Origin of the sequence: Streptosporangium sp. NPDC049376 (assembly GCF_044466505.1) — a bacterium.
Classification (GTDB): Bacteria; Actinomycetota; Actinomycetes; order Streptosporangiales; family Streptosporangiaceae; genus Streptosporangium.
The window spans coordinates 507,577-524,929 of sequence record NZ_JBITMT010000005.1; the positions used below are offsets into that span (position 1 = coordinate 507,577).

A 17,353-nucleotide genomic window follows, 5' to 3' on the forward strand; every position below is an offset into this window, starting at 1 on the left:
CGGCAGGGAGGAGTCCCGGGGTGCGTGGAGGAACGGTGAGAAGGGGTCAGGGCTCGGGGTAACGGGCGGGCAGGACCCGCTCGGCGGCCTCGTAGATCTCGTCGATCTCGGCGTCGGTGAGCGACCGCTCGCGCTTGGTGATCCACTTACGGACACGGCCGCCGTCGAAGACGTCCACATCACGCACCGTGAGGACCTTCCACGGGATCGCCGGGCCGTAGATCGCGAGGGACGGAATGATCGTCACCTCGTGGCCGAGCGCCTCGCCGATCAGTTCGGAGGCTCTGGAGGCCTCCCAGCGCGCCTCGTCGAGACGGGGCTTCTGGTTGAAGGGGCCGTGGAACAGCTTGCGGTGCGACTGGACGCGGACCGGAAGGCGCTTGTCCCATTTCTCCGAGTCGACGGCGTAGACCCCCGTCGGGCCGACCACCAGGTGGTCGATCTGGGCCTCGCTCTCGGGGATCGCGCGGGCGTGCAGGCTTCGGTAGCCGCCCCGCTCCATCCTTTTGAGCTGCGCCTCGGTCTGACGCTCCGCGACCGAGCCGCGGCGCCAGGCGGGCACGGTCGAGTGGGTGCGGGCCCGCAGTACGGTGTCGACGATCGCGCCGATGATCGCGCAGGTGACGCCCAGCCGTATGTCGGAGAAGAGGATGCCTCCGACGACGCCCGAGGCGACCGCGACCAGGACACGTCGTCTGAGATGGCCGTAGCGGGGGTCGTCGAGCAGGACGCGCAGTGAGGTGCGCTCGACGGGCGCGTACTCGGACGCGGGTGTGGCGGGTCGAGACGGCGGCCTGTCGTCGGCCGTGCGGTCGCCGACCCAAATGGGTGACGTAGTGTTACCGTCTTCTGGTGCCTGACCGGAATCCACGTGACTCACCGTAGCTGACGCCTATGTGGGTGCCTAGTATTGCGTTTCTCATACTTTTGTGGCCTTCGCCTTTCGCATGACGTTTATCCGAACCGGGTATGTCTGTTGTTTCTCTCTAGAGAACCCAGGTCGTTCGCGAGAAGGCGTCGTCCGCTACGTGATCTTACCGTTCCCGGCGTTCCCGGGCCCCGAGAACGCCGGAAGCCGCAGGACGTCACCTGGACGCCATGTGAGGGCCGTGAGCGGCGAGGTCACGGACAGGACTCGACGGGTCGGCGGCGTGGATCTACCGTGGACCTGTGGACACGATCCAGGTCATGGAGCTCCTGTTCGGTGCCTCCGGCGGCCTGTTCCTGATCATCAGTGCCTTTGTCCTGCTTCCCGGCAGGATGCGCGCGAGCGCGATCAGGGGCACCTCGGCGGCCGCGGTGTGGTTCGGCGGTCCGTTCCGCAGCGAGCGGGAGGCGCTCTCCTCGGGCCAGGTCCTGGTCGACCCCGTGCCGTCTGCGAACCTCGCCCCCGAAGTCGACTGGGTGGCCCTGGCCCGGGTCTCCGAGCCGGGCAGACGGGTCGGAGGGGCTTCTGCGGCATGGTGAGGAAACAGTGAGGACATGCTGACGGTCGGTGGCCTCACCTCGACGCAGGCCCGTGACATCCGGCAGGCGATGCGCGTGGCGGAGCGCCGCAGCGGCCTGCGCTTCGCCGTCTACCTCGGCCCCGCGCTCGGGCCGCGCCGCCACTTCTCCGAACGGCTGCACGCCGCGCTGGGGGAGGAGGCGGACACGGCCGTGCTCGTGTTCGTCGACCCCGACGCCAGGGCGGTCGAGGTGGTCACCGGTCCCGTCGCCAGGCTGAGACTGGGCGACGGTGAGTGCCGCGTCGCCGCGGTCTCGATGGCGACGGCCTTCGGTGGCGGCAACCTCGTCGGCGGACTTGTCACAGGAATGTGGATGCTCGCCGATCTGGCTTCCCGGCGCAGGTGAGTTCTCGGATAATGCGGGCGTGCTGAAGATCGGGCGTGATTCCCAAGGCGTCCCACGGGAGGGCGAGGTGGCCCAGGAGAGGGACGAGGTGCTCTCCTATCTCGACGAGGTCCTGGCGGAGGTGCGCGCGGACAACCGAGGGCAGAACAGGAAGGCGGTCGCGCTGCTGGTCGCGGCCGTCCTCGCCGCGGTCGTCGCGGGGATGCTGAAACCGGGAGTCCTGCCCGGCCAGGTGGAGTGGCTGTGGTGGACGGGAGCGTTCTTCTGCACGATGGGCGCGGTGATGCTCGTCGGCGCGTTGCATCCGCTCAGCTCGGGACTCGCGGGCAGGAGCATCGAGCGCCGCCGTTCGTACGCGGGCCGTCTGCACACCTGGAGCCCGCCCGTCCGGCAGGAGGACGAGGACCGGACGCGGAGCGGCAGGTCGCGCGGAGCCTTCTCCGACGAGGCCCTCGCCGAGCTGTGGGCGAGACTGGGCGGCCAGGACACGCGGGCCGGCGCCGACGACCTGGTGCTGCGGATCAGGAGGCTCGGCGCCGTGGCGCAGGCCAAGGACCGCTACATCCGCAGAGGGATGCTCCTGTTCCTCGTGGCCGCGGCCTGCTGCCTGTTCGCCGTCGCCGTCGGCCAGGCCATCCTGGGCGCCTGAGGGCCTTCAGGAGCGCAGGAGCCGTACCAGGTGGGTGCTGATGTCCGACAGGAGCGTCGAGGGCGTCGTCGGAGCGGTGGCGATCGCGGAGAACAGGCTGGGCAGGCCCGCGAGCGGGAAGCCGTCGTCCTCCGTCGCGGCGTTGCCGATCTCGTTCTTGGCCAGGATCGTACGGCTGCGCTCCCAGGCGTCGAGCACCTCCTCGGGAGAGGGAACGCCGAACCCGTGACCGACGGGGGCGGCGTGGCGCAGCCGTACGAGGGGGGTGTCGGCGAAGGTCAGCGCGACCCTCGCCCGCGTGGACAGGTCATCGCGGCGGGAGGGCTCGATCCATTCCATCGCGGAGCACGGGGTGCGGCAGGTCGCGACACAGGTGGCGAGCGCGCCCGCGACCTGGCTGTGCTGGCGGTCGAAGTAGGCCCGCCAGCCCTCCCCCGGCTCCCCGGCGACCCGCAGGGTCCGGTTGGCCGCCGACTGCTCGGCCTTGGTGTGGTCGCACTCGCGTTCGCCGATGACCCCGAAACGACTGCCCGGCGCGGCCAGCCCGGGCGGCCAGCGAGCCGGGTCGCCGGCGTTGCCGAGCACCGGTTCGAAGGCGAGCAGCGGGAGATACTCGCTGGCGATGTGCAGCGCGGCGACCATCGGGCTCAGTTCACGCCTGTGCCACCGGATCGCGATCACTTCGAGCAGCAGCGCGTAGGCCGGGCGCAGTGACTCAAGCGCTCCGCGCGGCTGCTCCTTCGGTGTCTGCGGCATGGTGCACGCCCGTGCCCGCCGCCTCAGGTCCGCGGGCACGGACCGCGCCTCGGCGGCGAAGTCCTCCGCGTCCAGCGACATGAGCCGCTGCCCGAACTCGCACACCGCCTCGATCTCGTCCGCCCCGGCCACGACGTCCGCCGCGAGTGCCCCGACGTCGGCGAAGGCGTACCTCCGGGCCAGGGATACGAGCAGATCACGGGCCGATTCCACTTGATCACCCTTTCACGGTCGGTGAACGACGGCGATGTCGTACTGCGCAAAATATGGCTTTTCGGCGTCCTCCCAGGAAGTGCCTATTCTTATCATCGTTTGGCGGCCGACCAGACCACGGGGCAGTGACCGGGAACCCGTCAGGGGCAGATAGGCCCTCAGATAGAGGCCGACCCTGGCGACGTGCTCACGCCACCGCGCGGGCACCCCTCCAGCCTGCCGTACGGCATCGGACGAGCTGCGGTAGAGACCGGCCAGATTCAGTGCGGGGTCGCCGGGCACGTCCCGTATCCGGGGGCCGAGCGTGCACAGGAACCTGCCGATCGCGGGGATGGCGATCTCCGGGTCCATCGCCCCGGCCAGGGGCGATCGCGAGTAGTTCGGCGGCAGGTAGGCGGCCAGGACGTCGGGTGTCCAGCGGGCGATGCCGTACTCGCCGGCGGTGGCGTCGGCCAGGTCACGGTCGAAGCCGCTCTCCGCCTTGAGCATCGCGGCGACGAGCGCGGGGCTGAGGCCGGGGACACCGGTGCACCAGGTGCCCGCCTCGACGATGGCCGCGCGGTAACGTCCCGGGAGGTCGGCGTCCGGCCGCAGCCACCGTCCGTAGTCCTGGTCGTCCCTGGTCAGGGCCAGCGCGACACCTCCGGCCACGGCGGCCGCGGCCAGGGCGAGCGCGACCGGTGGACGCCACCCCGGCCTGAAGGGGACACGTCGTGCGCGTTCCCGCACCCGTGTGCCGTCCGCGGTCTCGCCGCCCGGGGAGGAGGCCTCCTCACGGGCGGCCCGGGCCAGCGCCGCGGCGAAGGAACGGACGTTCGGCCACCGCTGCGCGCGGTCGTCGGCGAGTCCCCGGGCGACGACGTCGCCGACGGGGCCGGGGAAGGAGCCCGCCATCGCGCCGGGCGGCCCGCCGGTGAACAGGTGGTGGGCCACCGCGGCCAGGCCGTACACGTCGGCGCGTTCGTCGGGGAGGGAGCCGGGCCGCAGCTGCTCGGGCGCCATGTAGCCGGGGGTGCCGCCGCCGACCGTGAGCCCGGAGGTCTGGGCGAGCTCACCCGCGATGCCGAGGTCGGCGACGAGCAGCCGCTCCCCGCCGGCGGGCAGGGAGCGGACCAGGATGTTGGCGGGCTTGAGGTCACGGTGGACGATGCCGTTGTCGTGCAGCGCGGCCACCCCCGCGGCGATCTGGAGCACCTGTTCGACCGCCTCCGCCCACGGCACGGGGCCGACGGCCAGGCGGTCGCGCAGGGTGCCGCGGTCGGCGTAGCCCATGACGAAGAACGGCCGTCCGTCGGGCAGCGCGCCGACGTCGTGGACCTGCACCACGTGAGGGGAGTCGGCCCTGCGGATCATCCGGGCCTCCTGGGTGAAGCGCCTGCGTATCCGCCGGTGGTCGGCCCAGTGGGCGGCCAGCACCTTCACCGCGACGGGAGCGCTCAGGTCGTCGTCATGCGCGAGCCACACCGTGGCGAACGCGCCTTGGCCGAGAAACCGCTCCACGCGGTAGCGGCCGATGGTCGGGGGGACTTCCATGCACTCATCGTTACCATGTCATGACCGTGTGTCAGCGCATCTCGCGGCGCGGCTCGCGGTCCCGTTTTCCTCCCCTTTCCTCTGCGGAGGGTCACCGGGTACGCGAGGATCGTCACCGTGAGTATCCGTAAGCTTTCAGGAATCCTCGTCCAGAGGGGGGAGCAGGTGCTGGAGCTCGCTCCCGGCGAGCATGTCACCTTCGGCAGGGGAGCGGTCGACCTGGTGCTGCCCGACCTTTCCGTCTCCCGGCTCGCCGGACGGATCGACGCGGTTGACGACTACTGGACGATCTCCAACCTGAGCCGCCGCTCCACCTACGTGGTGGACACCCCGGAGGGGGACGGTGAGTTCGTCAGGGTGCCCGCGGGCCGGATGCGCGCCCCGATCCCCTTCGAGCTGGGCAGGGTACGGCTGTCCGGGGACCCGTCAGGAGGTATGGCGTCGTTCCTGGTGTTCGCCCCCGAACACGTCCTTCTCCGCCCCGACGCCCCCAGACGCGAGCGGGAGACGGCGCAGACCGTTCCGCTGGACGCCACCGCGACCTACTTCCTGATCCTGGTCGCCCTCTGTGAACCACGGCTGCGCGATCCGCTCTGCGGCGTCGTCCCGACCATTCCGGAGATCATCATCCGGCTGGCCCACCTCGGGCTGGGCCGTTCCGCGGTCAACTTTCACATCGACTATCTCGCCAGGGTGAAGCTCCAGGTGAGGATGCCGGAGCGGCCGGTGAGGCCCGACTGGCGACGCGTCGCGCTGGTGTCCCTCGCGCTGCGGCACGACCTGGTGACGACCGAGCACCTGGCGTTGCTCGAAACGCGAAGCCACATCCTGCCCTGACACCTGACGCCCCTCAAGGAACGAGGACGAGGGGCGTCGGGTCGTCACGCGGAACCCGGTCGCTCAGGCCGCGGAGGCGTCCTTCGCCTGGGCGCGCAGGGCACGGCTGATGCCGTCGGCGCCCTCAAGCAGCAGCCGTCGCAGTGCCTGCGGAGGCTGGCTCTCCGAGATCAGGTCCTGGGTCCTGGCCACCGTCTCCGGTGAGATCGCCAGGATGGGGTAGCAGCCGTTGGCGAAGTTCTGGGCGCTGTCGGAGGTCCAGGACTTCCAGATCCCGCCGATCTCCTCGAAGTAGCGCTCCGCGTACGGGTCGAGCAGGTCCGGGTGGCGTGGGTCCACGAAGCCCAGGATCGTCGAACGCAGCAGGGCGCCGCTCAGCCCGCCCTCGGTGATGGCGGCCCACGCGGCGGCCTTGCCCTCGGGCGTCGGGATCGCGGCCCTGGCCAGTGCCGCGGAGCGCTCACCGGTCGCGGTCGCGTCACGCTGCAGTTCCCGCGCGATGTCCTCCTCGCTGAGGACGCCTGCGGACACCAGGGCCTGGACCAGCGTCCAGCGCAGGTCGGCGTCCACGGTCAGCCCTTCGAGGGTGGCCGAGCCGTCGAGCAGGCCCCTCAGGAAGGCCAGGTCCTCCTCGTTGGAGGCGACGGCCGACAGGGCGTTGACGTAGGCGAGCTGGTGGTCGGAGCCGGGCTCGGCGGAGGCGACGAGCGAGCGCAGGCGCGCGGCCAGCGACGCCAGGCCCTCCTCACGCCAGGACGGGTCGGCGTACTGCTGGACGGCCAGGCGCGCCTGGCGCAGCACCGTCTGGGCGACGGTGATGTCCTTGACCGACTCGATGCCCGAGTTCACCAGCGCGACGTAGTCGCGGGTGGACATCTCGGCGTCACGGGTCATGTCCCATGCCGCCGACCAGCACAGGGCGCGCGGCAGCGACTCGGTGAACCTGGCGATGCCGCCGTCGACCAGGGTCTGCAGCGAACGCCCGTCGAGCCTGACCTTCGCGTAGGTCAGGTCGTCGTCGTTGATCAGGACCAGGTCCGGCTGGAGCTCACCGACCAGCTCGGCGACCGCGGTGCGGGCGCCGACCACGTCGAGCTCGACCCGCCGGGTGCGGACCAGGGCGCCCTCCCGCAGGGAGTACAGGCCGATGGCGACGCGGTGCGAACGCAGCGTCGGGTAGTCGGCCGGGGCCTCCTGCAGCACGTCGAACTCCAGGAAACGCCCCTCGGCGTCGGTGGTGAACGACGGACGCAGCGTGTTGACCCAGGAGGTCTCCAGCCACTCCTTCGACCAGGAGGACAGGTCGCGCCCCGAGGTGCGCTCAAGCGCGCCGAGCAGGTCGGCGAGCGTCGTGTTGCCCCAGGCGTGCTCGTTGAAGTAGTCGCGGACACCGGCCAGGAAGTTGTCCAGGCCCACGTAGGCGACGAGCTGCTTGAGCACCGAGGCGCCCTTGGCGTAGGTGATGCCGTCGAAGTTGACCTCGACGGCGTGCATGTCGACGATGTCGGCGGCGATCGGGTGCGTCGAGGGCAGCTGGTCCTGGCGGTAGGCCCAGGCCTTCTCCACGTTGGCGAACGTCGTCCAGGCGCCCTGGCCCCAGCGGGTCGCCTCCGCCTGGCACAGCACCGAGGCGTAGGTGGCGAACGACTCGTTCAGCCACAGGTCGTCCCACCAGCGCATGGTCACCAGGTCGCCGAACCACATGTGCGCCATCTCGTGCAGGATCGTCTCCGCACGGCGCTCGATGATCGCGTCGGTGACGCGCGAGCGGAAGACGTAGTCCTCAAGGAAGGTCACGCAGCCCGCGTTCTCCATCGCGCCCGCATTGAACTCCGGTACGAACAGCTGGTCGTACTTGCCGAAGGGGTAGCGGATGCCGAAGACCCGGTGGAAGAAGTCGAAGCCCTGCCTGGTGACCTCGAAGAGGTTGTCGGCGTCGAGGTGCTCGGCGAGCGAGGCCCGGCAGTACAGGCCGAGCGGGATGCCGTCGTGCTCGGAGGTCACCTTGTGGTACGGCCCGGCGCACAGCGCGGTGATGTAGGTGGAGATCGCCGGGGTCGGCGGGAAGTGCCAGCGCCTGGCGGCCTGGAGCGTGCCGTGACGGCCGCTGTGCTCCTGGAGCTCCTCGGCCGACTCGGGCGCCGCGTTGGAGATCACCTCCCAGGAGGAGGGGGCGAGCACGGTCAGCTCGAAGGTGGCCTTGAGGTCCGGCTGGTCGAAGCAGGCGTACATCCGGTGTGCGTCGGCCGTCTCGAACTGGCTGTGCAGGTAGACGCTGTCGTCGACCGGGTCGACGAAGCGGTGCAGGCCCTCCCCGGTGCGCATGTAGGAGCAGTCGGCGTCGACGCGCAGCTCGTTGCTCTCGGCCAGGTTCGGCAGCGGCAACCGTCCGGTCTCCGGGTCGTAGGTGTCCACGTCGAGCTCGACGCCGTTCAGCACGGCCTTCCTGACCTTGGCCCCCGCCAGGTCGATGAAGGTTTCCGCGCCGGGACGGGTGCCGGTGAAGCGAACCGTGGTGATACTTTCGAAGCGTTCGTCTCCCTCGGTCAGATCGAGCTCCACGACATACGACTGCACGCTGATCAGCCGTGCGCGCTCCCGCGCCTCGTCACGGGTCAGATTGCCTGCCACTACCGCTCCCTCGTCAACAAATTCCCCCGCTTCGTTGCGAAGGGGTGCCTGAATCCTGCCACGTGAGGCCCTGGATCGTCGCCCCCGCCGGCCTGGGAGTCGACTGTCGATCATGTTCGGGGATAAAGGGGCCGGTCAAGGTGATAACCCGTCGTAGGAATAGGAAACTCGGTGATGCGGGTTGTCGCTGTGCGAAGCCCTCACGATCAGAAAGCTGAGAGATGACTGAGCGCACTCCGGTCGACCTCTGGTTCGACCCCTTCTGCCCCTTCGCATGGATGACCTCCCGCTGGCTGCTGGAGGTGGAGAAGGTGCGGCCCATCGAGCCGCGCTGGCACATCATGAGCCTCAACATCCTCAACGAGGACAAGGACGTCCCCGAGACCTACCGCGAGATGATCGCCAGGGCCATCGGCCCGGTTCGCGTGGTCGCCGCCGTGCAGGACAAGTACGACTCGGAGACGGTCGGCAGGCTCTACACCGAGCTCGGCACACGCCTGCACAACCAGGGCAGGCTCAAGGAACTCGACAGCCTCCGCGAGACCGTCGAGGAGGCCCTTGAGGCCGCCGGGCTTGAGCGGGCCTTCGCGGACGCGATGGACTCCGAGGAGTTCGACGAGATCCTGCGCGCCTCCCACAACGACGGCATCAACCGGGTCGGCCAGGAGGTCGGCACCCCGGTCATCGCCGTCGGGGACGTCGCCTTCTTCGGTCCGGTCGTCTCTCCGGCCCCGAAGGGCGAGGAGGCGGCCAAACTCTGGGACGGCGTCAGGCTCGTCGCGGGCATCGACGGCTTCTTCGAGCTCAAGCGCTCCCGTACCCGGCCTCCGATCTTCGACTGAGCCCAGCCGGTCCGGCGTCCCGCCGTCTCCGGGCCCGGCGGGACGCGCGCCACCCGGATGTCACGAGTTCTCATGGATCTCAAGGATTCCCCACTCGGGGGAGCGCCTGGCCGTACGCTCGTCGCGAAGGCGGACGGACGCGGCCCGTGGAGCCCTCGTCCCGCCACCACTCGCGCGAGGATGAGAGACATGCGTCATCTGTACCTGAACGGAGCATGGCGGCCGTCGGCGTCCGGCGAGGGGTTCGACGTCGTCAATCCCGCGACCGAGGAGACGATCGACCGCGTTCCCGCGGGTTCCCCCGCCGACGTCGAGGTCGCCGTCGCCGCCGCCCGTGAGGCCCTGCCCGCGTGGTCGGCCACGGCTCCCGCGGAACGGGCCCGCCTGTTGAACGCCGCGGCCGGCCTGATCCGGGACCGCGCCGACCGGATCGCGAGCGTCATCGCCACCGACGTGGGCACCCCGTACGGCATCGCGACGCGGGTGCAGACGCTCCTGCCCGCGGAGGTGCTGTCCTCCTACGCCGGACTGGCCGAGAGCTACGACTTCGAGGGCGGCAGGGTCGGCAACTCCCTTGTCGTGAGAGAGCCCGCCGGGGTCGTCGGAGCCATCACCCCGTGGAACTACCCGCTGCACCAGGCCGTGGCCAAGGTCGCCCCCGCCCTGGCCGCCGGATGCACGGTGGTGCTCAAACCCAGCGAGGTCGCGCCGCTGGCCGTGTTCGCGCTGGCCGAGATCCTCGACGAGGTAGGGCTGCCGCGCGGGGTCTTCAACATGCTCAGCGGCCGGGGCCCGGTCGTCGGTGAGGCACTGGTCACCCATCCCGACGTGGACATGGTCTCCTTCACCGGCTCGACCAGGGCGGGCAGAAGGGTCGCGGCCCTGGCCGCGGAGACCATCAAGCGCGTGACCCTCGAACTCGGCGGCAAGTCGGCCAGTGTCGTGCTGCCGGACGCCGACCTGGAGACCGCGGTCAAGGCGACCGTGGCCAACGCCTTCCTCAACTCCGGCCAGACCTGCTCGGCCTGGACCCGCATGATCGTCCACCGCGACCAGTACGACCAGGCCGTCTGGCTGGCGGCCGAGATCGCCAAGGCCCACACCGTGGGCGACCCCTTCGACGAGGGCACCCGGCTCGGTCCCCTGGTCTCGGCCGCGCAGCGCGAGCGGGTCGTGCGCTACATCAACCGGGGTGAGGAGGAGGGTGCCAGGCTGGTCACGGGCGGCACCGACAACCCCCGTGAGCGGGGCTTCTACGTCGAGCCGACGGTCTTCGCCGGTGTCGAGCCCGGGATGGTCATCGAGCAGGAGGAGATCTTCGGCCCGGTCCTGGTGATCGTCCCCTACAGCCGGGGCGAGGACGAGGCCGTCGCCATCGCCAACGGCACGCCGTACGGCCTGGCGGGCGCGGTGTGGGCGGGGGAGGAGAAGCACGCGCTCTCGGTCGCGCGCAGGCTGCGCGCGGGCCAGGTGACGGTCAACGGGGGCAGGTTCAACCCGCTCGCACCCTTCGGGGGATACAAGCAGTCAGGTATCGGCAGGGAACTGGGCCAGTCCGGGCTTGAGGAGTTCCTGGAGACCAAGGCGATCCAACTGTAGGCCGATGTCCGGTATCGGACGGTCAGCACAGGACATCCTGGGTAAAACCCTCCGGAAGGATTCGTAAGGACCTGCACGTAAGGCATCGCCTCTGCCGGAGGGCGCCGCATGAGACTGGGCACCACGCGTCTGACCGCCTTCGACCTGGTGATCGTCGCCGGAGGACTGCTGCTGGTGGTGCTGGCCGCGCAGAACCTCGGTCCCGCCCTGGCGGCGCTGCGCGGGGTGGGCACCTGGGGCACCTTCACCGCCAGGCGGGTCGAGTGTGTCTCCCACCCCGGCCACGAGCAGTGCACCTGGACGGGGGAGTTCAGAGGCGGCCGGGTCGTCCGGCCGGAGGTCGGTTTCTACGGAGGTGACCGCGACACCTTCACCCCCGGCCAGACCGTCAGGGCGTTCGACACCGGCCGCCAGGGCCACGTGTACGGCGAAGGCGGCTCCAACGAGTGGATCGTGGTCGTCCTGCTGCTGGCCGCGGGGCTCGGCCTGATGTCCTGGCCCCTCCTTCGCCTTCGCCGCCGTCCCTCCGCTGAGCCTTCCCCCTGAGCGGCGGGCGCGCTCAGCGAGCCTGGAGAAGGACCTTGCGGGCGGCGTCCTTGGCGAGGCGGTCGACGTACAGCATGCCGTCGAGGTGGTCGGTCTCGTGCTGGAAACAGCGCGCGAGCATGCCCCTGGCCTTGATCTGGACCGGGCGGCCGAGCCGGTCGAGGCCGCGCACCGTGACTCCGGCGGCGCGGGGGGTCCCGGCGTAGATCGGGGTGCCGCTGTCCTTGCCGGGGATCGACAGGCAGCCCTCCTCTTCGAGGACCTCGGCGTCGTCGTCGACGGTCAGCACGGGGTTGATCACGTGCCCCTTGCGCTTGCTGCAGTCGTAGACGAAGATCCGCTTCGAGACGCCGATCTGCGGACCGGCGAGCCCGACGCCCTGCGCGGCGTACATCGTGTCGAACATCTCGTCGATCAGACGGCGCAGATCACGGTCGAACTCGGTGACCGGCTCGGCCGGCGTACGCAGGACCGGGTCGCCGACCACTCGGATGTCACGCATGAGAACTCTCTCTTGTAAGGGCTGAAGCGGTATGCCGACCGTTACCTTATCCGGGGTGGGGGTCGAGGCGGCCAGCCGTACCTGCGAAACTGGGCCTGTGCGTGTCTACATCGGTGCCGACCATGCCGGCTATGACCTCAAGAACCATCTCGTCTCCTGGCTCAAGGAGCACGGCCACGACGTGACGGACTGCGGGCCGTTCGTCTACGACGCCGAGGACGACTATCCCGTGTTCGTGCTGCGCGCGGCGCAGGGCGTCGCCGACGACTCGGGCAGCCTGGGAATCGTCATCGGCGGCTCGGGCAACGGCGAGCAGATCGCGGCGAACAAGGTGCGCGGCATCCGCGCGGCCCTGGCCTGGAGCGAGGACACGGCCAAGCTCGCCCGCGAGCACAACAACGCCAACGTGATCAGCGTCGGCGCCCGGATGCACACGCAGGAGGAGGCGGTCGGCTTCGTCGAGCTGTTCCTCACCACCCCCTACTCGGGTCAGGAGCGGCACAACCGCAGGATCGCCCAGCTGACGTCCTACGAGACGATCGGTCAGCTTCCGCCGCTGCCCTGACGTTCCTCCCCGGGCCTCGACGTGGAGGCCCGGCGGCGTGTGGAAGCCTGTCCGCGCTGTGTCTCATCCCGCAGGGGCCGTCTGTCGGCGGCCTCCTGCTGCTCACGCGTCGGCCGGGAGACGTCCCTGGCCCGCATGGCGACGGTCGCGTTGATCTGCAAGCTCTGCAGTGCCATGCCTCACCCTAACCCGCGTCGCGACGCCGGGGGAGGCTCAGAAGATCAGTCCGCACCAGGGAGCCGGGTCCCACGACATCGCGGCCGACAGCTGCCTGACCGCTCCCTCCCGCAGCTCGCGCACCACCCCGGCGGCCTGCACCGCCGCCAGCGGACGCCCGCCCAGATAGGCCGCGCCCAGTACGGAGACCGGCAGGACCACGTCGGCCTCGGCGTCGTCGGCGGGAACGCATCGGGCCTGCCGAGTGTCGGCCGACAGCCGCCAGCGGCGCGCGTTCCACGGGCAGACCGTGTCCTCGACCTCGATCACCACGTCCACGGGCGCCGAGTAACGCCGCAGGGGGAGCGCCCGCTCGACGTCCACGAGACGGACCCACAGCTCGTCCATCCACGCCGCGTTGAGGTGGCGGGGCTCGGCCAGCAGGTGGATCAGCGGGTCGTCCGGGGGACGCTGGGCCGTCCTGACCCGGGAGACCAGGTCACGGTCGAGAACGTGCCGCCAGAGCAGGGCGTAGGCGGCCGGGTCGAGACCGACCAACTCCTTGAGCCGCAGCTCGCCGTCCGGCACGTCATGGGTGGTGAAGGCCAGCTTGATCCGGAAGATCGCGTAGCCACGGGGGCCCTCGTCGTCCTCGACGACCACGGCGCGCAGCGGGCCGGCGCCGCCCTGGTCGCTCTCCTGGTCCGACAGGAACGTGTCCCAGCGGGCCGGTGTGCGGGCGTAGAGCCCGGGACGGCTGTCGAGCTGGGCCTCGAAGACCTTCTCGAAGACGCTCCTGGCCGCCACGGGGTCGACGACGCGCAGCCGCAGCGAGGGATCGACCGGGGCGTGCCTGACGAAGGCCGAGCCGTGGGTGGGGATGTCGAAGGCGAGGTTGTCCGAGGCCCTGCCGTACCCGAAACGTCCGTAGATCGCGGCCTCGGAGGCGTACAGGGCGGCGATCGCCTCACCCTGCTCGCGGAGCGCGCCGAGCTGGCGGGTCATCAGGCCGGACAGGACGCCCCTGCGGCGGTGCGAGGGCAGTACGGCGACAGCGGTGATACCCGCGACCGGGACCGGCCCGCCGGGCACCGTCATCGTGAAACCGCAGATGCAGGTGGCGCCGACGAGCTCCTCGCCGTCGAAGGCGCCGAGCGACCGGTCGAAGTCGATCAGTTCCTTGAACAGCTCACGCCGGTGCGGGGGGATGGGGTTGCCGAAGGCCTCTTCGTCGGTCCGGATCCACGCCGGGTAATCGTTTTCGGTCAGGGGACGCAGGTTAAGGCTCATTTGTCCTACGGTATGGCGGACAAACCCTCCCGGCCATTCAATATCCGTCCTTAATGATCAAGGCATTGGTCAAGTGGGCTGCCCAAACGGGGTGCGGGCCGATACAGTCGAGCGCATCATGAGTTCCCGTCCGGTGCCGCTGATACCTCCGGCGCTCCGTGCGTTCCTGGTGAGGGTGCCCTTTCTGGTCCCTCTCGTACGGCTTCTGCGCCGCGGGCCGCTGGCCCGTGACCGTAACCTGCTCGTCACGCTGACCGTGCTCACCCTGGTGCTCGGTGGCCTGGCGGCCAGGGTCTCCGCGGAGTGGTTCTCACCCGCGCTCATGATCCCGATCACCCTCGTCGGCGGCCTGCAGCTCAGGCTCCGCAGCCTGGTCAAGCTGCTGTGCGCGGTCGCCGCCTGCCTGCTCTACGTGGGGATCGCCCTCGGCTTCAGACACATCGGCCCCGGTCTGATGGCCACCTTCGGCTTCACCGGTGTGCTGGCCACGCTGATGGCCCGCACCAGGGGCAAGCTCGGCGTGCAGGGGCTGCGCGGTGACGCGATGCTGCTCGAACTACGCGACCGGCTCAAACGCCAGAGTGAGCTGCCCAGGCTGCCCAAGGGATGGGACTCACGGGTCGTGCTCACCCAGGCGGGTGGCTCCTCCTTCGGAGGTGACTTCCTGGTCTCCATGCGCGAGGGCGACACGGTCGAACTCGCCCTGGTGGACGTCTCGGGCAAGGGGGTCGACGCCGGGACCAGGGCGCTGATGCTCTCCGGGACCTTCGGCGGTCTGCTCGGCTCCGTCTCCGACTTCCTGGGCTCGTGCAACACCTACCTGCACCGTCAACGCGAGGCCGAGGGTTTCGTCACGGCCGTGCACGTACGGCTCAACCTCGCCACCGGCGAGTACGTCATCACCTCGGCGGGTCACCCTCCGGTGGTCAAGTTCGACTCGGGGGCGGGCGCCTGGCGGGTCTCCCCGGCCAAGGGCGTGGTCCTCGGCATCGTCCCCGACCTGCACTGCGAGCCCGACCGGGGGATGCTCCGCAAGGGTGACGCCCTCATGCTCTACACCGACGGGCTGATCGAGCAGCCGGGGCGCGACATCGACGCGGGGCTGGACCGCCTGCTCGGAGAGGCGGAACGACTGCTTCCCTCAGGCTTCCGCAGCGGGGCCCGCAGCCTGGTCTCCTCCATGTCGGCAGGGCACAACGACGACTGCGCGCTGATCCTCATCTGGCGTCCCTGAGCGAGGGCTCACAGCCACCCTGAGTCGCTGGCGATGCGTACGGCGTCGAGCCTGCTACGGGCCCGGGTCTTGCACATGATCCGCGACAGATGGTTACGGACCGTTCCAACGGAGAGGAAGAGCTGGTCGGCGATCTCGTTGGACCGCGCTCCGAGAGCGGCCAGCCTGAGCACGTCCATCTCCCTGCGGGTCAGCGGGTTCTCCGCGATCTCCAGGGCGGCGACGGCCAGTTCGGGATCGACGACCCGCTGCCCGGCCGCGACCCTGCGAACCCCCGAGGCGAGCTGCTCCGGGCTGACACCCAGGCTCATGAGCCCGAGCGCGTGCGCGGCGAGGGCCCGGCGGACCTGACCGGGCCTGGGGCGGTGCGAGACCAGCAGAACCCCGCAGCCAGGGGCCCGCGCGTGCAGATCGAGCGTGACGGCGAAGGCGTCGGCGCCGGGCAGGTCGAGATCGACGACGGCGGTCTCGGGGCGGTGTTCGAGAACCGCGGGCAGAACCGCGTCTCCCGTGCCGACCGCCGCGACGACCCTCATGCCCGCCTCGCCCTCCAGCGAGGCCACCAGGCCCCGGAGGACCACCGGCCGGTGCTCGGCAACCAGGATCCCGATCACGTTCGCCCCCTCGACAGCTCTCTCGCTGGGTCACCGAGCGATCGCTCACTGTCAACGAAGTCTCTCCGCTCGGCAAGGCCCGCGCAAGGGGCGGAACGTGGGGACGTTCGCCCGTGACGCCTGGAACCGCGATAATTCGGCTAATCTCTTAGGGGGCGTTGTCCGCGGCTCCGCGACCGGGGGGTAGGAACCTGTGAGCTGGCTCTTCGGGATCGCTGTCTTCTTCTTCGGACTGATGGCGTCGATCGCGCTGCACGAGGTGGGCCACCTGGTCCCGGCCAAGCTGTTCGGGGTCAAGGTCACCCAGTACATGGTCGGCTTCGGCCCGACGATGTGGTCACGGCGCAGGGGCGAGACCGAGTACGGCGTCAAGTGGATCCCTCTCGGTGGCTACATCCGGATGATCGGCATGCTTCCGCCGAGGCCCGCCGACGACCCGAACAAGCTGCGCGCGGTCTCGACCGGCCCGTGGCGCGCCCTGATCGAGAACGCCCGTGACGTGGCTCTCGAAGAGGTCAAGCCGGGCGACGAGAACCGGGTCTTCTACCGCAAGCCGTGGTGGCAGAAGGTCATCGTCATGGCGGGTGGTCCCGCGATGAACTTCGTGCTGGCCTTCGTGCTGTTCGCGGTCGTGCTGATGGGCTTCGGCGTCGGCGTCCTGACGAACCGGGTCGACGCGGTCCCCGAGTGCGTCAAGACCACCGCCGAGTACACCAAGAACCCCAAGTGCACCTCCGCCGACCCGGCGAGTCCCGCCGCGGCGGCCGGGTTGCGGCCCGGCGACGTCATCGTCTCCGTGGCGGGCAAGTCGACCCCGACCTGGGAGGAGGCGACCCGGGCCATCCGGGGGCACGGCGCAGGACCGGTCGCGATCGGCATCACGCGGGGCGGGCAGGCGGTCACGCTGAACGCCACCCTCATCGCCCAGGACCGCGAGTCGCTGGACGTGCCGGGGAAGATCGAGAAGGGGGTCGGCTACCTCGGTGTCAGCCCCACGACGGTCATCGAACGGCAGGGCATCGGCTCGGTGACCACCCAGATGTGGAACCTCACCGCGGCGACCGCGGGCTCGCTGATGCGCTTCCCCGAGAAGATGGTCGGTGTGTGGAACGCCGCCTTCTCCGGTGAGGAGCGCGACAAGAACGGCCCGATCGGCATCATCGGGGCGGGCCGTATCGGCGGTGAGATCGCCGCCTCCTCCGCCCCGCTGGAGAACAAGGTCGCCACCTTCATCAACCTGCTGGCGGGCTTCAACCTGGCGATCGGCCTGTTCAACCTCATCCCGCTGCTCCCCCTTGACGGCGGGCACATCGCGGGCGGTCTGTGGGAGGGCCTCAAGCGGGCCTTCGCGCGGGTGACCCGCCGTCCCACGCCCGGGCACGTGGACATCGCCAAGGCGCTTCCGCTGACCTATGCGATCGCCTTCGTGATGGTCGTCATGGCCGGTCTGCTGATGTACGCCGACCTGGTCAACCCGGTCCGTCTGGCTGGCTGAATCCTTCCGGGAACCGGTCGTGCGCACCGGTAAGGTT

At 70.0% G+C, this 17,353-nt stretch carries 18 protein-coding genes; 10 read left to right on the forward strand and 8 right to left on the reverse strand.

Features of this window, described 5'->3' with window-relative positions; genetic code table 11:
- Window positions 1–46: 46 nt before the first annotated feature.
- Complete coding sequence (locus tag ACIBVQ_RS17835) at window positions 47–871, reverse strand: nuclease-related domain-containing protein (RefSeq protein WP_352010690.1); 825 nt, start codon at window positions 869–871, stop codon at window positions 47–49.
- Between the two features lie 299 nt (window positions 872–1,170).
- On the opposite strand from ACIBVQ_RS17835, the gene ACIBVQ_RS17840 reads away from it, so the two are divergent.
- From ACIBVQ_RS17840 to ACIBVQ_RS17850, 3 genes are read left to right on the forward strand one after another with little or no spacing between them, the layout of a single operon-like run.
- Entirely contained in the window at window positions 1,171–1,467 is a 297-nt protein-coding gene (locus tag ACIBVQ_RS17840; RefSeq protein WP_352010691.1) for a hypothetical protein, read from the forward strand.
- 15 nt (window positions 1,468–1,482) lie between these two features.
- Window positions 1,483–1,854: a DUF5130 family protein gene (locus tag ACIBVQ_RS17845; protein WP_352010692.1), complete on the forward strand. Its 372-nt coding sequence runs from the start codon at window positions 1,483–1,485 to the stop codon at window positions 1,852–1,854.
- Window positions 1,855–1,873: 19 nt separating this feature from the next.
- The gene (locus ACIBVQ_RS17850; protein ID WP_352010693.1) at window positions 1,874–2,503 is read left to right on the forward strand and encodes a hypothetical protein; all 630 of its coding nucleotides are present in this window, start codon (window positions 1,874–1,876) and stop codon (window positions 2,501–2,503) included.
- Between the two features lie 6 nt (window positions 2,504–2,509).
- Here ACIBVQ_RS17850 and ACIBVQ_RS17855 read toward each other — a convergent pair whose 3' ends face one another.
- The gene (locus ACIBVQ_RS17855) at window positions 2,510–3,472 is read right to left on the reverse strand and encodes a hypothetical protein (RefSeq protein ID WP_362908952.1); all 963 of its coding nucleotides are present in this window, start codon (window positions 3,470–3,472) and stop codon (window positions 2,510–2,512) included.
- Window positions 3,473–3,484: 12 nt separating this feature from the next.
- Entirely contained in the window at window positions 3,485–5,005 is a 1,521-nt protein-coding gene (locus tag ACIBVQ_RS17860) for a serine/threonine-protein kinase (RefSeq protein WP_386186679.1), read from the reverse strand.
- A 117-nt stretch (window positions 5,006–5,122) separates the two neighbouring features.
- Between ACIBVQ_RS17860 and ACIBVQ_RS17865 the strand changes: the two genes are divergently transcribed.
- On the forward strand, window positions 5,123–5,842 hold the full coding sequence (locus ACIBVQ_RS17865) for a winged helix-turn-helix domain-containing protein (RefSeq protein ID WP_352010696.1): 720 nt from the start codon (window positions 5,123–5,125) through the stop codon (window positions 5,840–5,842).
- Between the two features lie 63 nt (window positions 5,843–5,905).
- Here ACIBVQ_RS17865 and pepN read toward each other — a convergent pair whose 3' ends face one another.
- A complete protein-coding gene (pepN, locus tag ACIBVQ_RS17870) occupies window positions 5,906–8,473 on the reverse strand; it encodes an aminopeptidase N (protein WP_399178563.1) in 2,568 nt (855 codons plus the stop codon).
- Window positions 8,474–8,694: 221 nt separating this feature from the next.
- Here pepN and ACIBVQ_RS17875 point away from each other — a divergent pair, with 221 nt between their 5' ends.
- From ACIBVQ_RS17875 to ACIBVQ_RS17885, 3 genes are all read left to right on the forward strand, one after another.
- On the forward strand, window positions 8,695–9,315 hold the full coding sequence (locus ACIBVQ_RS17875) for a disulfide bond formation protein DsbA (RefSeq protein ID WP_352010698.1): 621 nt from the start codon (window positions 8,695–8,697) through the stop codon (window positions 9,313–9,315).
- Window positions 9,316–9,504: 189 nt separating this feature from the next.
- Entirely contained in the window at window positions 9,505–10,914 is a 1,410-nt protein-coding gene (locus ACIBVQ_RS17880) for an aldehyde dehydrogenase family protein (RefSeq protein ID WP_399178565.1), read from the forward strand.
- A 108-nt stretch (window positions 10,915–11,022) separates the two neighbouring features.
- Complete coding sequence (locus ACIBVQ_RS17885) at window positions 11,023–11,460, forward strand: hypothetical protein (protein WP_362773354.1); 438 nt, start codon at window positions 11,023–11,025, stop codon at window positions 11,458–11,460.
- 13 nt (window positions 11,461–11,473) lie between these two features.
- Here the strand turns inward: ACIBVQ_RS17885 and def are convergent, their stop codons facing one another.
- On the reverse strand, window positions 11,474–11,962 hold the full coding sequence (def, locus tag ACIBVQ_RS17890; protein ID WP_352010701.1) for a peptide deformylase: 489 nt from the start codon (window positions 11,960–11,962) through the stop codon (window positions 11,474–11,476).
- Window positions 11,963–12,059: 97 nt separating this feature from the next.
- Between def and ACIBVQ_RS17895 the strand changes: the two genes are divergently transcribed.
- Window positions 12,060–12,527, forward strand: a complete 468-nt coding sequence (locus ACIBVQ_RS17895; RefSeq protein WP_352010702.1) for a ribose-5-phosphate isomerase — start codon at window positions 12,060–12,062, stop codon at window positions 12,525–12,527.
- On the opposite strand, the gene ACIBVQ_RS17900 is transcribed toward ACIBVQ_RS17895, so the two are convergent.
- Together ACIBVQ_RS17900 and ACIBVQ_RS17905 are read right to left on the reverse strand one after the other, a co-directional pair.
- Window positions 12,506–12,703, reverse strand: coding sequence for a hypothetical protein (locus ACIBVQ_RS17900; RefSeq protein WP_399178568.1), 198 nt, complete (start codon window positions 12,701–12,703; stop codon window positions 12,506–12,508). The two genes, ACIBVQ_RS17895 and ACIBVQ_RS17900, sit on opposite strands and share 22 nt — an antisense overlap.
- A 37-nt stretch (window positions 12,704–12,740) precedes the next feature.
- On the reverse strand, window positions 12,741–13,973 hold the full coding sequence (locus tag ACIBVQ_RS17905) for a GNAT family N-acetyltransferase (protein WP_362908946.1): 1,233 nt from the start codon (window positions 13,971–13,973) through the stop codon (window positions 12,741–12,743).
- Between the two features lie 118 nt (window positions 13,974–14,091).
- Here ACIBVQ_RS17905 and ACIBVQ_RS17910 point away from each other — a divergent pair, with 118 nt between their 5' ends.
- Window positions 14,092–15,207 carry a PP2C family protein-serine/threonine phosphatase gene (locus ACIBVQ_RS17910; RefSeq protein ID WP_352010705.1) on the forward strand — a complete coding sequence of 372 codons (1,116 nt, stop codon included), beginning with the start codon at window positions 14,092–14,094 and terminating at the stop codon, window positions 15,205–15,207.
- 8 nt (window positions 15,208–15,215) lie between these two features.
- Here the strand turns inward: ACIBVQ_RS17910 and ACIBVQ_RS17915 are convergent, their stop codons facing one another.
- Window positions 15,216–15,821, reverse strand: coding sequence for a response regulator transcription factor (locus ACIBVQ_RS17915; protein WP_399178570.1), 606 nt, complete (start codon window positions 15,819–15,821; stop codon window positions 15,216–15,218).
- 193 nt (window positions 15,822–16,014) lie between these two features.
- Between ACIBVQ_RS17915 and ACIBVQ_RS17920 the strand changes: the two genes are divergently transcribed.
- Window positions 16,015–17,316 (forward strand): M50 family metallopeptidase, encoded by a 1,302-nt coding sequence (locus tag ACIBVQ_RS17920; protein ID WP_386186671.1) that lies wholly within the window; start codon window positions 16,015–16,017, stop codon window positions 17,314–17,316.
- Window positions 17,317–17,353 lie beyond the last annotated feature (37 nt).